Source organism: Rhodanobacter glycinis (genome assembly GCF_900114325.1).
GTDB lineage: Bacteria > Pseudomonadota > Gammaproteobacteria > Xanthomonadales > Rhodanobacteraceae > Rhodanobacter_A > Rhodanobacter_A glycinis.
The window spans coordinates 1-13,575 of sequence record NZ_FOSR01000011.1 but is presented as its reverse complement, the minus strand read 5'-3'; the positions used below and the strand labels follow the sequence as shown (position 1 = coordinate 13,575).

General features: G+C 63.6%; 13 protein-coding genes. 6 read left to right on the top strand and 7 right to left on the bottom strand.

Going from position 1 to position 13,575, the window contains the following annotated elements:
* Nucleotides 1–113: 113 nt before the first annotated feature.
* Nucleotides 114–1,355 (bottom strand): NRAMP family divalent metal transporter, encoded by a 1,242-nt coding sequence (locus BMY90_RS12290; RefSeq protein ID WP_245735037.1) that lies wholly within the window; start codon nt 1,353–1,355, stop codon nt 114–116.
* Between the two features lie 492 nt (nt 1,356–1,847).
* Complete coding sequence (locus BMY90_RS12285; protein WP_092704317.1) at nt 1,848–3,131, bottom strand: alkaline phosphatase family protein; 1,284 nt, start codon at nt 3,129–3,131, stop codon at nt 1,848–1,850.
* A gap of 59 nt (nt 3,132–3,190) precedes the next feature.
* Here BMY90_RS12285 and BMY90_RS12280 point away from each other — a divergent pair, with 59 nt between their 5' ends.
* Nucleotides 3,191–3,586: a hypothetical protein gene (locus BMY90_RS12280; RefSeq protein WP_139201742.1), complete on the top strand. Its 396-nt coding sequence runs from the start codon at nt 3,191–3,193 to the stop codon at nt 3,584–3,586.
* An 11-nt stretch (nt 3,587–3,597) separates the two neighbouring features.
* Here BMY90_RS12280 and BMY90_RS12275 read toward each other — a convergent pair whose 3' ends face one another.
* Together BMY90_RS12275 and BMY90_RS12270 are read right to left on the bottom strand one after the other, a co-directional pair.
* Complete coding sequence (locus tag BMY90_RS12275; RefSeq protein WP_008209330.1) at nt 3,598–4,134, bottom strand: methylated-DNA--[protein]-cysteine S-methyltransferase; 537 nt, start codon at nt 4,132–4,134, stop codon at nt 3,598–3,600.
* On the bottom strand, nt 4,131–5,645 hold the full coding sequence (locus BMY90_RS12270; protein ID WP_092704313.1) for a DNA-3-methyladenine glycosylase 2 family protein: 1,515 nt from the start codon (nt 5,643–5,645) through the stop codon (nt 4,131–4,133). The genes BMY90_RS12275 and BMY90_RS12270 overlap by 4 nt, the downstream gene beginning before the upstream one ends.
* A gap of 179 nt (nt 5,646–5,824) precedes the next feature.
* Here BMY90_RS12270 and BMY90_RS12265 point away from each other — a divergent pair, with 179 nt between their 5' ends.
* A complete protein-coding gene (locus BMY90_RS12265; RefSeq protein ID WP_245735036.1) occupies nt 5,825–7,246 on the top strand; it encodes a GDSL-type esterase/lipase family protein in 1,422 nt (473 codons plus the stop codon).
* A 230-nt stretch (nt 7,247–7,476) separates the two neighbouring features.
* Here the strand turns inward: BMY90_RS12265 and BMY90_RS12260 are convergent, their stop codons facing one another.
* Both BMY90_RS12260 and BMY90_RS12255 read right to left on the bottom strand, forming a co-directional pair.
* Nucleotides 7,477–8,019, bottom strand: a complete 543-nt coding sequence (locus BMY90_RS12260) for a cytochrome b (RefSeq protein WP_092704311.1) — start codon at nt 8,017–8,019, stop codon at nt 7,477–7,479.
* Entirely contained in the window at nt 8,016–9,119 is a 1,104-nt protein-coding gene (locus BMY90_RS12255) for a catalase family peroxidase (protein ID WP_217638575.1), read from the bottom strand. The genes BMY90_RS12260 and BMY90_RS12255 overlap by 4 nt, the downstream gene beginning before the upstream one ends.
* Between BMY90_RS12255 and BMY90_RS12250 the strand changes: the two genes are divergently transcribed.
* From BMY90_RS12250 to BMY90_RS12235, 4 genes are all read left to right on the top strand, one after another.
* Nucleotides 9,118–9,393, top strand: coding sequence for a hypothetical protein (locus tag BMY90_RS12250; protein ID WP_139201741.1), 276 nt, complete (start codon nt 9,118–9,120; stop codon nt 9,391–9,393). The genes BMY90_RS12255 and BMY90_RS12250 overlap by 2 nt on opposite strands.
* Before the next feature lie 14 nt (nt 9,394–9,407).
* Entirely contained in the window at nt 9,408–11,081 is a 1,674-nt protein-coding gene (gene hutU, locus BMY90_RS12245; RefSeq protein ID WP_092704305.1) for a urocanate hydratase, read from the top strand.
* Between the two features lie 148 nt (nt 11,082–11,229).
* A complete protein-coding gene (locus tag BMY90_RS12240; protein ID WP_092704303.1) occupies nt 11,230–12,150 on the top strand; it encodes a restriction endonuclease in 921 nt (306 codons plus the stop codon).
* Between the two features lie 87 nt (nt 12,151–12,237).
* A complete protein-coding gene (locus tag BMY90_RS12235; protein WP_217638574.1) occupies nt 12,238–12,864 on the top strand; it encodes a glycosyltransferase in 627 nt (208 codons plus the stop codon).
* Nucleotides 12,865–13,347: 483 nt separating this feature from the next.
* Here BMY90_RS12235 and BMY90_RS12225 read toward each other — a convergent pair.
* Nucleotides 13,348–13,575: transposase (locus BMY90_RS12225; protein ID WP_139201666.1), on the bottom strand; the 228-nt coding region annotated here is incomplete at its 5' end.

The window sequence follows — 13,575 nt, the reverse complement described above, 5'->3', positions numbered from 1 at the left end:
CCATGTGGCGCGCGGCCACGTTTGCGTGATCAGGGCAGACTGCCGATCACGATTCTGTGCCATGCGTCGGTTTTGTTGCGGCGGCTTCCGTGGATTTTTCCGGGCAAGCCCTTTCAGAACAGGCCGCTGAGCGCGCCGTACACGCCCAGTGCCGATGTCAGTGCCACCAGCGCCGTCACCACCCACCGATACCATCCGCGCAGGCGATGTTCGGGGGGCAGGGCACGAACGGCCAGTGCTACCAGGAAGCCCAGTACCAGCGGCAGCAGCAGCGCGTTCATCACTTCCACGCCAATGGACAGGGCGACCAGGTTGGGAACGAATGCCACCACCAGCGCACCGCCGGCCACGGCCAGCGTGAACACCAGATAGAACCACGGCGCTTCGCGCGGATGCGATTCCAGCGAACGTCGGTAGCCGGTCACTTCGCCCAATCCCCACGCGGCGGCCAATGCCACCACGATGGCGGCAACCATCGCCGCGCCCAGCATGCCCAGGCCGAACAGGGTGCGGCCAAGCGTCATGCCGAGGAATGGCGTCAACGCATCGGCGACCTGGCCGACGGTGTCCAGCGGTGGGCTGAGATGTCCCGCCCACAAGGTGGCGGCAGCGACCAGCAGCACCGCCGCCATCACCACCTGGGTCGCCACCGCACCGATCGCGGTATCCCAGCGCGCGGCGGTGTATTGCGCGGGTTGCAGTTTTTTGTCGGCCACGGCCGACTGCTGGTAGAACACCATCCACGGCATGATCACGGCGCCGATGTTGGCAGCCACCAGATACCAGAAGCCTGCGTCGCGAACCGGCACGCGGGTGATGCCGTCGACCAGCGCGTGCGAATCGATCGGCGCACGCAACGCTACCCACACGAACACCAGCTCGAACAGGCCGAGGATGATGGCCACGCGTTCCACGCGGCGATAACTGCCCGTCCACACCACCACCAGCAGGAAGCCGGCAGCCAGCGCCAGGCTCCACGTACGCGGCACGCCGAACAGTTCACCCACGCCGGCCACGCCGGAGAACTCGGTGAGCAGCGCGCCGACAGCGGCCACGACCAGCCCCAGCACCGACACCCAGGCCCAGGATGCTCCGAAGGTTTCGCGAATCAGTTCGCCGTGGCCACGGCCGGTGAAGATGCCCAACCGCACGGTCAGTTCCTGCACCACGTACAGGATCGGCACCAGCAACAGTTGCAGGGCAAGCATTTGATAGCCCCATTGCGCGCCGCTTTGCGCGGCGGTGAGCACGCTGCCGACATCGGTATCGGCCAACATCACCACCAGCCCGGGGCCGAGGGTCGCGAGCAGGGTTTTCCAACCGGATATGGCGCGCTGCGGATGCAGACTGGACACGGAAACGGCGCGATCCATGAGCTCCTCGGGGCGTTCAAATGATAACGATTATCATAATCTTCTCGAGTAGGCAGCACTTGATGCAGGTCAAATCGTGCCGGCCCGTTGTTGCCGTCATTCCGGTCTACGCCCACTGCTGTCCGGAATAAAAATGCGCGATGCGTGGAAAACCCCGAGCAGTACAACTTTGCAACCATTGAGTTCGCATGAGGCTCAAATTTCAGAGTTATCGGCCACGACCCCGTCTCGTCATCCCAGCGAAAGCTGGGATCCAGTCAAGATGCTGTGCGAAGCACACTCAACTTCTTGTTTTTGTGTGCTTCGCACGCATGTCCGACTGGATTCCAGCTTTCGCTGGAATGACGGATTCGGCCGCCGTCATGCCTTCGCAAAATTATTCCGGACAGCAGTGGGCCTGCGCCGGAATGAAGGCCATGAGGAGCCGTCGGCGGCCTGTCCCCGCGGTCAGCCCACAATCCCTCGCTCGCTCCGTCAGCGCATGCCCGGCTTGAGCATGCCTTCCACCGCCTGGTAGCTGCCGTCGTTGGCCGCGGCCGGAATGTCCAGCAGATGCGTCATCAGCGGATAGACGTCCACGTTCGGAAAGGCGTGGAAGCGGATGCCGTCGCGGAATGCCGGGCCGTGCGCGATAAACAGCGCCTGCATGCGCGGGTCGGTATTGTCGTAGCCGTGCTCGCCCACGCTGATATGTCCCTTGTGGCTGGCGGCGTAGTCGGTGGTGGTGATGCGCCAGCCCACGTCGGCCAGGCACACCAGCTGCGGCACGCGGGCGTTGTGGCCATAGTCGAAGCGGGCAGGGATGCGCGTCTTGTCCCAGCAGCGCATGTGCTTCTGCGGTTGTTCCAGTTGGCGTTCGATGGCGGCGAAGTCGTAGCCGGGCTTGGGGTTGAAGCCGGCGACGATGCCGAAGCTCACCGGTCGCACGTGGTCCAGCGGAATCAGCTTGTCCATCATCACGTTGTTGGCGAGCGGCACGCTGGCCATGCCGTGGTCGGCCAGCACGATGATGTTCATCCGCTCGAACAGGTGGCGTTGCTGCAGCCCCTGCACCAGTCGAGCAAGTGCGGCATCGACATGGCGTATCGCCTCGTTCACCTGCGGCGAGTGCGGACCGTACTTGTGCCCGGCGTGGTCGACGGCGTCGAAGTACAGGGTGAGGAAGGTCGGGCGCTGGCCTTGCGGCAGGTCCAGCCAGGCCAGCACCTGGTCGACGCGCTGGTCGGCCGTGATGTGGTCGTCGAACGGCTTCCAGTAATCGGGGTAGTGACCGTGGATGTCGGCGCCCGAGCCGGGCCAGAACATGGTGGCAGTGCGCAGGCCATGTTCGTCGGCAGTGACCCAGATCGGCGTGCCTTCGTCCCACCAGCGGCCATCGGCCACGGCCTTGCGGTTGCCCAGCGAGAACTTGCCGAGCTGTGCGTCAAACATCGTGTTGTTGACGATGCCGTTGTGGTCCGGGCGCAGACCGGTGACGATGGTGTAGTGGTTGGGAAAGGTCAGCGACGGGAACGACGGCTGCATCGAATCGGCATGCACGCCGGTTTTCGCCAGCATCTCCAGGGTCGGGCTCAGGCCGCGGTCGTAGTAGTCCGCACGGTAGGCATCGATGGAGATCAACAGCAGCGGCGCGGGCGCCTGCGTTGCCGCGGCAGCGCTTGCCGACGCCGCATTTTGTTGCGACGCATGCGGTTGCGTGGCGCAGCCGGCACCGAGCATGACGACGGCGCAGCACAGCAGGCGAAACGGAAATTTCATGAGGCATGTCTCAGGATGGAAATATCCTTCCATCATCGCGCAGGGACCGGATCATGGCCATGACAAGTTTTCGACATTCGCGTGTCCGCGGCAGCGTGACCTTGCTGGGCGCGGCAGCATTCGCCTGGGCCGGATTGGCGGCGGCGCAGACCCAGCCGCAAGTCAACGCGCAGCAGCGCGCGCAGTACCAGCAGAACGTGAGCCAGCAGCAGCTCAACAACAAGTTGCGCGACAACAGCATCCGCGAGCAGCAGCGGCAGAACATTTCCGACAACGCCAAGCGCCCGTATACGAACGACGCGGCCACCACGCATTTGATCAACCAGGCCGACCAGGCCCATCGCGACCGTTATCAGGCGCATCAGCAAAATGCGCTGGACAGCTACGAGAGTGCGGTGACGCCGCGGCCCACCCGCAGCAAAAAGCCGGCGCACAGCAGCTCATCCGGCGGCTGAGCCCCGCCGCGTCAGGCACGCAGGCCGAACAGGTCGCCGCGCGCGATGCGGTCTTCCATCGCCAGCAACTGGCGTTTGATCGGCAGTCCGCCGCCGAAGCCGGTGAGGCTGCCGTCGCTGCCGATCACGCGGTGGCAGGGCAGCACGATGGGCAGCGGGTTGCGACCGTTGGCGGCACCCACCGCGCGCACGGCTTTCGGTTGGCCGATGCGACGCGCCATCTCGCCATAGCTGAGCGTGGTGCCGTAGGGAATCCTCGCCAGCTCGTGCCATACCTCCAGCTGGAATGGCGTGCCAAGCGGATGCAGCGGCATGTCGAAGTGTTGCCTTGTGCCGGCGAAATACTCATCGAGTTGCACGCGGGCGAAGGCGACGCGGCCGGCATCGCGGATGCTGTCCGCGGCCAGTATTTTCGGGTGGCGTTCGGTTTCGAACCAGATCTGGCGCAGGCCGTGCGGATCGGCGATCAGCAGCAGCCGGCCGACCGGGCTGGGCATCTCGTCGAACCAGATCGGCTCGGCGTCGGTGCGAGTGATGGTGCTTGTCATGCACGGACCTCCTTGTGGCGTTTGGGCCGCGGGGCGGGTGGTACATCGGCTGTACTGCGCCACAGGTGCATCACCGCGTAGGCGCGCCACGGGCGCCATGCTTCGGCCATGTGGTCGAGCGCTTTCGTGCTGAGGATCGAACCGTCATCGGCGGCGGCGCGACGCAGGATCAGGTCGGCGGCGGGAAACGCATCGGGATGGCTCAGTGCGCGCATGGCCACGTAATGCGCGGTCCATTCGCCGATGCCCGGCAAGGCCACCCAGCGCGCGACGAAGGTGTCCAGCGGCTGGTCGTTGCGAAAATCCACGCGCCCGTCCAGCAGCGCGCGGGCGATGCCGCGAATCGTTTCGGATCGTGCCGTGGTCACGCCGATCTCGCGCAGGTCGGCATCGGCCAGGGTTTCGGGGCTTGGAAACAATCGCTCCAGCCCGGGGCGTGGTGGATTCGGCACCACGAGGCCGTGGCGTTGCACGATGCGCGAGGCCAGCGTGCGTGCCGCGGCCACGCTGACCTGCTGGCCGAGCACTGCGCGCACCGCGATTTCGAAACCGCCCCAGCCGCCGGGCAGGCGCAGGCCGGGGCGTTTGCGCAACAGCGGACGCAGCACCGGATGCGTGCGCAAGGCGCCGGCGATGGCTTGCGGATCGGCGTCCAGGTCGAACATGCGGCGGATGCGTGTCACCACCGGCAACATCTGCGCCGGCTGCGGACAATGCAGTTCCAGCTTCAACGCGTGCTCCGCATTCGGCCATGCGCTGAGGCGCAGCCAGCCCGGTGCATCAGCGGGCCCGAACACGCGCGCGTAGCTGTGCTCGTCCACGTGCTCGATACCCGGCAGCGAGCGGCCGCGCAGGAACGTCAGCAGCGCATCGAAATCGTACGGTGGGCGATAACCCAAACGCAGCACCAGCGTATCGCCCGGCGGCGTGCGCGGATGGCGACGCAATTCGCGCGGTGCGATGCGGTTCGCCTGCGCGAACGCGGCATTGAAGCGGCGCAGGCTGCGAAAACCGGAGGCCATTGCCACTTCGGTCACCGGCATCGATGTCTCGGTCAGCAACTGCTTGGCGAACAGTAGTCGGCGTGTGGTGTGCACGTTGATCGGCGGTGCGCCGAGCCGGTCCACGAACAACCGGCGCAATTGGCGCGAGCCCACATCCACTTGCCGGGCCAGGTCGTCCAGCGAGCCTTCATCCAGCACCCCGGCCTCGATCAGCTTCAGCGCACGGGCCACCACATGATCGCCGCGCTGCCATACCAGGTTGCCCGGCGCCAGTTCCGGCCGGCAGCGCAGGCACGGACGAAACCCTGCAGTTTCGGCCGCGGCGGCGCTGGCGTAGTAGCGCACGTTTTCGCGCTTCGAAGCCCGCGCCGGGCACACTGGCCGGCAGTAGATGCCGGTGCTGGTGACGGCGACGAAAAACAGCCCGTCGAAGCGCGCATCGCGACTGAGGCGAGCCTGTTCGCAGGTTTGTGGATCGAGCGAGGAATGGATCTGGGCGTCGGACATGGCCTCAGGCTAGCACTGCGGCCGGCGCATGACTCGCCGTTTTCGGACATCAATGCGCATGCCGCATTGCCTGGACGGGAAGCATCGGGGCGCGGGCGGTTTGACAGGCTTGCACGGGTCGGCAGAGGATGCCCGGTGCGATCTTTCTCCGCACACCGTCTTCATTCGAGGATTCGCGCATGCCGCTTGGAACGTCGATCACACGTGGGGCATGCACGCGCATTCGCCGCAGTCTGTCCACGGCTTTGCTCGGCGTGTTCTTGCTGATGGCGTGGACGGCCAGCGCGACGACGGCAGGGCGCAAGTGGGTCGGCAGTTGGGAACAGGCGATGACTTCGCAATACACGCAGGTCGACGGCCCCGATGGCAAGCCGCAGCGCGATGCTTACGGGCAGCCGGTCGATCACGCGCCAGCGGTTCACGACGTGACCTTGCGCCAGAACGTGCTTGCCAGCATCGGTGGTGATCGCGTGCGCATTCGCTTGTCGAATTATTACGGTCTGCAACCGCTCACGATCAGTGCCGCGCGCATCGCGCTCGGCGTCGGCAAGTCGGATGACCTGTCCGCGATCCAGCTCGACAGCGATCGGAAGCTGACCTTCCACGGCGGGCAGACCACGGTCACCATTGCGCCTGGCCAGGAGATCGTCAGCGACCCGATTGCGCTGCACGTACCGGCGCTGTCGAACGTGGTGGTCAGTCTGTATTTCGCCGGCAACGCAACGCTTGCGGATTTCCATCCCTTGCAGCATGGCCATGTCACCCGCATCGTGGATGGCGACGCCACGCAGGCCGCGTCGCTGGCGCAGCGGGCGCCGTCGAAAGCGCTGCCGGGCAAGCAGGGCGACGACCATATCTATCTGCTGACCGGCCTTGAGATGGAGGTGCCGACGGCGACACGCAGCATCATCGCGTTCGGTGATTCGATTACCGATGGTTACCTTGCCACTGCGCCGTCGACGTCGTGGCCGGCTGCGCTGGCCGGTATCGCGAACCGTGCGGGTGGAACGCCGGCCGCGGTGGGCAATGCGGGCATCAGCGCGGATGAGTTGACCACGGACCAGATCGGCGCGCCGGGGGCAGGTACCTCCGGGCTGAAGCGTTTCCTGCGCGATGTCGTCGATCGTCCCGGTCTCACCGACGTGATCGTGCTGTTCGGTGCCAACGACCTCAACCGGGGCATCGATCCGGCCGGTTATCCCAGCGGGGTGTCCGCCGGCGACCTGATTGCCGCGTACCGCATGTTGATCGATGTTGCCCATCAGCATCACTTGCGCATCTACGCCGGCACCATCACGCCATTCGCTGGCGAGCCGGGTTGGTACACCCCGCAGAAGGAAGCAATCCGCCTGCAGGTGAACCGGTGGATACGCGATTCCGGCAGCTTCGATGGCGTGATCGATTTTGCCGCCGCCGTGCGCGGTGCTTACAATGCGCCGCCGCTGGTTGCGACGCTCAAGCCGTTGCCCGCCGGCATGGCGATCGTGTGCGCCGGCGACGAGGGCCTGCATCCGAACGATCGCGGTTATGCGGTGATGGGTACGCTGGCTTACAACGTGCTGTTCCACACAAAACTGAAGCCGGCGCAGGGGTGCCATTGAGCACGAGAGTGGCAAGCGAGCGACTCAAAATCGGCCAGCGATGACCTGTCGTGTTCGTCATCCCGGCGCAGGCCGGAGGCGCCTTTCAACAGGCGGCAGTCTGGTCATCCAGTCACGACCTCGCTTGCTCAGGCCATACGGCTACCGCGTTCCCGCCTGCGCCGAAACGACGAACAAGGGCGTGGTGTCGGTGCGCGTTGCGTAATGCGGGATGACCGAAGCCGATGCGTTCAGGGTTTTCGGCGGTGGGTCATGCTCGACAAAACGCCATCACGCCGGATCAACCCGTGATAAAGCGCCGCTGCCATGTGCGCCAGGAAGGTGAGGAACAGCAACATGGCGAGTACGGTGTGCAACTGGCGCAGGATGGCGAAGGCGATGGCGTTGGTGGGGAAGATCGGCGGCAGTCGCAGCGAATCGCTCAGCATCACCGGGTAGCCGCCGGCCGACAGCATCGCCCAGCCGATCAACGGCATCGCGATCATCAAGCCGTAGAGCAGCCAGTGCGAGGCATGCGCGGCGAGTTTCTGCAGCCATGGCAGGTCGGCCGGCAAGGGCGGTGCCGGATTGCGCAGTCGAATAGCCAGGCGCAGCACGGCAAGAATCAGGATCGCAATACCCAGCGGCTTGTGGATGTGGATCAGCCACTCGTGTCGTTCGGACACCGAAGCCACCATGCCGATGCCGATGAACAGCATCGCCAGAATCAACACGGCCATCAGCCAGTGCAGGATGCGGGCGGACAGGACGAACATGCCGGTCGTGTTGCTCATGGCGTGGCCTCCGGTGCGGGCTTGGTCGGTGTTTGCGTGGTGCCAGGCAGATGCGCTTCCTCGCTGGTACGACGCAGGTAGGAAGCGGCGTAGGCGGCGGAACGCGCGGGCAACAGCGGATCGTCGGAAATCTCGATGCCGTCGGGCAGCACCGTGGGGTCGTAGTTGATGTCGCGGCACGGGCCACTTTCCTGCGGCGTGGTGTGGTCGATCACCAGCGTGCCGGCGTCGATGCTGCGGCGGTCGGCTGGCCATGTCCTGGTGGCGTCGTTGGTCGGGTCACCCGGGTTCGCCAGTGTCACCATCAGGTGCCAGCGCAGCGGACCGTTGGCCAGACGTTGGGACAGGTCGGCCGCCAGGTAATTCGGGTCACCAGCCTTGTGGATATCGTGGCTGGCATCGGTGGCGACCGGTGCCATCACCCAGCGCACGGCCTGACGTTGGCCGGCGGCATTGATGAAGATGAAGGCGTTGATGCTGTGGTAGCTCTCGGTGGCGAAGCTGGCCGATGGCTTGGCGGTTTTCGCCCAGGCACGGAATGCCGCGGCTTCCGGATGGGCGGCAAAGAATGCCGCGACCTTCGACGGATCAGGCTTGCCGGTGGCCGGGTCCGGTTGCGTCGCTTTCAATTGCGCGTAGAACGCCTGCGGCGTGGACACCGGGAACACCGGCATGGCGTTCATGCCGGTACGCCATTGCTGCCCGTCGGCCTGGGTGAAGCGCAGCGCCAGGCTGCGGATCGGTACGCTGCCATCGGGCGCATACGGGTTGCTGCCGGGAATCGCGAAGCGCCCGACCACGGGTGTGCGACTGCGCGTGAACACCTGCGCCATGGAGTAGGGCACGGCGTTGCCATTGCCTTCGAAATAGCCCGACACGCACACGCCTTTGGCGTGGTTGCGGCGGTAACCGGGAAACACGCCGGCATTCTTCTGAAACTGGTTGACGATGCGCTTTGGCGTCAGGCGATGCGGCGCAAGCCAGCCCCCGACGTAACCGAAGAGCAGTGCGAAAGCCGCCACGATGGCGGCGATCAACAGGAACGCGCCCGCTTGGCGTTTCGGCGTCATGCGGAAAAGGGAAGAGGGTGAATCGGACATGCTGGACTCCTGCCAGGACGGTCGTATGCGTGGCGATGGTTTGGCTGTCATCGGCCGGCGGCTGTTGGCTGGTGTTTCGCTGCCCGACTGGGTTCGGTTACATCACTACGTGCACGAACGCGGGTTGGCGGGCGCGGCCCGTGTGACGGCAGGCGTCGGCTGCATGATGGCGCTGATGTTGTTGCGTGGCTGTTGCGTCGAAGCGGGCATTTGCGGCAGTGCGCAATGTCGGCAGGGTGGCCCGGGCCGCATAATCGAGGCTTCGATTTCGTAGCCAAGGATCTGCTGATGACCGCCCCCACCCGCATCGACACCACTCGCGTGATCCATCCGCCCAAGGGCGACAAGCTCAGCTGCAAGAGCTGGCTCACCGAGGCGCCGTACCGCATGATCCAGCACAACCTGGATCCCGGCGTGGCGGAGAATCCGGCCGAACTGGTGGTGTACGGCGGCATCGGTCGCGCTGCGCGCAACTGGGAGTGCTTCGACGCCATCCTCAAGGCGCTGCGCGAACTCAACGACGACGAGACCTTGCTGGTGCAGTCCGGCAAGCCGGTCGGCGTGTTCCCCACCCACGTGGACGCGCCGCGCGTGCTCATCGCCAACTCCAACCTGGTGCCGGCCTGGGCCAATTGGGAGCACTTCCACGAGCTCGATAAAAAGGGCCTGATGATGTACGGCCAGATGACCGCCGGCTCGTGGATCTACATCGGCTCGCAGGGCATCATCCAGGGCACCTACGAAACCTTCGTGGAAATGGGCCGGCAGAGCTACGGCGGCAGCCTCAAGGGCCGCTGGATGCTTACCGCAGGCCTCGGCGGCATGGGCGGCGCGCAGCCGCTGGCGGCCAGCCTGGCCGGTGCCTGCAGCCTCAACATCGAGTGCCAGCAAAGCCGCATCGACTTCCGCCTGAAGACCAAGTACGTGGACGAGCAGGCCAGCGACCTCGACGACGCGCTGGCACGCATCGAGAAGTACACGAAAGCCGGCGAAGCGAAATCCATCGCGCTGCTGGGCAATGCCGCCAACATTCTGCCCGAGCTGGTCAAGCGTGGCGTGCGCCCCGACGCCGTCACCGACCAGACCAGCGCGCACGATCCGGTCAACGGCTACCTGCCGCAGGGCTGGACGCTGGAAGAATGGTTCGAGCGCCGCAAGAGCGAGCCCGAAGTCACCCGCGACGCTGCCAAGGCTTCCATGCGCGTGCACGTGGAAGCCATGCTGGCGTTCCAGCAGCAGGGCATCCCCACCTTCGACTACGGCAACAACATCCGCCAGATGGCGTTCGACGTGGGCTGCAAGAACGCGTTCGATTTCCCCGGCTTCGTGCCCGCCTACGTGCGCCCGCTGTTCTGCCGCGGCATCGGCCCGTTCCGCTGGGTGGCGCTCAGCGGCGACCCGGAAGACATCCTGAAGACCGACGCCAAGGTCAAAGAGCTGATCCCCGAGGACAAGCACCTGCACAACTGGCTGGACATGGCCGAGCAGCGCATCGCCTTCCAGGGCCTGCCCTCGCGCATCTGCTGGGTGGGCCTTGGCGTGCGCCACAAGCTGGGCCTGGCCTTCAACGAAATGGTGCGAAACGGCGAGCTGAAGGCACCCGTGGTGATCGGCCGCGACCACCTGGATTCCGGCTCCGTGGCCAGCCCCAACCGCGAAACCGAAGCCATGAAAGACGGCAGCGACGCCGTCAGCGATTGGCCCATCCTCAACGCCTTGCTCAACACCGCCAGCGGCGCCACCTGGGTCAGCTTCCACCATGGCGGCGGCGTCGGCATGGGCTACAGCCAGCACGCCGGCCTCGTCATCGTCTGCGACGGCAGCGAAGCGGCCGACAAGCGCATTGCCAGGGTGCTGTGGAACGATCCGGGCACCGGCGTGATGCGGCATGCGGATGCGGGGTATGAGGATGCCGTGGCGTGTGCGAAAGAGCAGGGGTTGAAGTTGCCGATGGTTCCGTAAGGGACGCTCTGATCAAGCCTTTGCCCGTCATTCCAGCGAACGCTGGAATCCAGTGCCTTCAAATGGTTGCCGAGGCGCCGGGTCCAATAGTTCGCCGGGATGACGCTTCATTTGAACCGTCCCAAAGTCTCCGGACAAGGAGCAAGTCATGGCCGTACCCAAATACGACTGGTGGTATCTGCCGCTGTTGCGCCTGCTCAGTGACGACCAGGCATGGCGCATGTCCGACGTATACGATGCGCTCGCCAAAGAGGCAGGCCTGACCGACGCAGATCTTGGCGAAATGCTGCCAAGCGGTACGGATCACACCTATCGCAACCGTATCGCCTGGGCGCGCACCTTTCTCAAGAAGGCGGGACTGGTGCAGTCGCCCAAGTGGGGCATGGTCAGCATCACCGAGCGCGGCAGGTCAGTGCTGCAGGAAAATCCGGCCACCCTCAATGACGCTTGGCTGATGCGTTACCCGGAGTTCGCCGAGTGGGCGCGTCCCTCGAAACCGGCATCGCCTCAATCGTCCATCGACAGCCAACCATCGGCGACCGACGACGAGACACCGCGTGAAGCGCTTGAACGCATGTACGGACAATTACAACGCGATCTGGCCGACGAGTTGCTGGAACGCGTCAAGCAGGTCAGCCCCGAGTATTTCGAGCGCATCGTGGTGGATCTGATGCTGGCCATGGGCTACGGCGGTTCCCGCGCCGAGGCGGGACATACCGTGGGCCGGTCTGGCGATGGCGGCATCGACGGCATCATCGACGAGGACCAGCTTGGCCTGGACAAGATCTACCTGCAGGCCAAGCGCTGGAAGGACAACGTCGGCCGCCCGCTGGTTCAGGCATTTTCCGGTTCACTGGAAGGCGAGCGCGCCACCAAGGGCGTTTTCATCACCACCTCTGCCTTCACCGCCGAGGCTCACGACTACGTGGGCAAGATCAGCAAGAAGATCGTGTTGATCGACGGTCGCAAGCTGGCCGAGTTGATGATCCGCCACAACGTGGGCGTGAGCCAGGAGGCTACCTACATCGTCAAGCGCATCGATAGCGATTATTTCGATCCGGATGCGTGAGCAAAACAGGGGGGAGAGTGCACTTTCTTGAAGCTGGCATTGTAGAAAGTCGACTCTGACCCCTGTTTCCTTGGCCACATCCTGCGCGTGGGTGATCCAGTCGTAACGTACGTCGCACGCAACCTGGAACCTCATCGTGGCTTCCATCAATTTATGCGTGCTCTTCCCGGGGTTTTGGAGCAAAACCCGAGTTGCCATGTTGTTGTCATGGGTGGCGATGGAGTGAGTTATGGCCATAGACCGGACGACGCCGCCAATTGGCGTGAAAAGCTTCTGCGCGAGAATCCCATGGACGCCTCTCGCGTGCACTTTCTCGGCAGGGTCGGCTACGGCACATACAGAAAGTTTTTACAAATTTCTAAAGTGCATGTCTACCTTACTTACCCGTTTGTGTTGTCTTGGTCGCTGCTGGAAGCCATGGCATGTGGCTGCCACGTCATTGGTTCAGATACCGCGCCAGTACGAGAAGTTATCACGGACGGCAAAAACGGCGAGTTGGTGGATTTTTTTAATCCGCACGAGATTGCGGATGCCGCATGCAGAGCCCTAACGCGAAAAACCAACCGATCGGAACTTCGAAGGCAGGCGCTGCAAACGGCAATGAAATATTCGTCCGAAGAAGGGGTGCGCGCGTACATGCATATGGTTTCCGCCGTGGCTGGCGTAATGAAAATTGACCAATGTCATTGTCACTTAAAAGAGGTCGCTGTATGAAATTTTATGGTGCAATGGTCGGTATTCTCTTTCTTGACCTGTTGCTCTTCTGGGGACTGACAAAATTTTATGTGCCAATACCCGGGACTCATGCAATGGTTGCCATGAGAAGGGCTTTTTTTTCACCGATCTTAGTTGTTAGTGTATTGCAACTAATAAAACTCATTTTTAACATATCGAAAGGGTATGTTGTCTCAATTCGAGGCCTCAGGTTCGTCAAGTCAATCGCCGCCGAAGAGCCCTTCGGATTTGTCTTCGGTATATTTTTAGAGCTAGGTATATGGGGTCTTCTTGGCACCGTGATGCTCCAGGTGCTTATGCGTACATAAGCATTGGTGGAGCAAAAGCTAAGGTATATCTAGCAGGCTGTTGAGAATGTCGATTTCAAAGCTGCAGCGATAGAGTTTTTCTATCGCAGCAGGTGCATGTCCGTTTGGGTGAAGACCCTTTTCCAGGTTCCGGGCGCACGCCTCCCGTCGCGGCTCACGTTGGCGATGGATTCCACCACTCGCCAATGCCGCCGAGTCGGATCAGGTTGTATGCCGCAAACGTCCACGTCACCCAACCACGCACCTTGGGCAGCGATACCAGCGGCAACTTGTCCAGCCCGCCAACAGTCTTGATCCAGCCAAAACCCTGCTCGATGCGCTTGCGTACCTGAAGACTCATCGCGTACCCCTTGCCGCGCGCCTTGCGCGCATCGATGGCGCT

Excerpts from the sequence above, each read along its gene's own strand:
- BMY90_RS12285 (WP_092704317.1), bottom strand. The coding sequence starts at position 3,131 with ATGAAATTTCCGTTTCGCCTGCTGTGCTGCGCCGTCGTCATGCTCGGT.
- BMY90_RS12280 (WP_139201742.1), top strand. The coding sequence starts at position 3,191 with ATGACAAGTTTTCGACATTCGCGTGTCCGCGGCAGCGTGACCTTGCTG.
- BMY90_RS12275 (WP_008209330.1), bottom strand. The coding sequence starts at position 4,134 with ATGACAAGCACCATCACTCGCACCGACGCCGAGCCGATCTGGTTCGAC.
- BMY90_RS12270 (WP_092704313.1), bottom strand. The coding sequence starts at position 5,645 with ATGTCCGACGCCCAGATCCATTCCTCGCTCGATCCACAAACCTGCGAA.
- BMY90_RS12265 (WP_245735036.1), top strand. The coding sequence starts at position 5,825 with ATGCCGCTTGGAACGTCGATCACACGTGGGGCATGCACGCGCATTCGC.
- BMY90_RS12260 (WP_092704311.1), bottom strand. The coding sequence starts at position 8,019 with ATGAGCAACACGACCGGCATGTTCGTCCTGTCCGCCCGCATCCTGCAC.
- BMY90_RS12250 (WP_139201741.1), top strand. The coding sequence starts at position 9,118 with ATGCTGGACTCCTGCCAGGACGGTCGTATGCGTGGCGATGGTTTGGCT.
- BMY90_RS12255 (WP_217638575.1), bottom strand. The coding sequence starts at position 9,119 with ATGTCCGATTCACCCTCTTCCCTTTTCCGCATGACGCCGAAACGCCAA.
- hutU (WP_092704305.1), top strand. The coding sequence starts at position 9,408 with ATGACCGCCCCCACCCGCATCGACACCACTCGCGTGATCCATCCGCCC.
- BMY90_RS12240 (WP_092704303.1), top strand. The coding sequence starts at position 11,230 with ATGGCCGTACCCAAATACGACTGGTGGTATCTGCCGCTGTTGCGCCTG.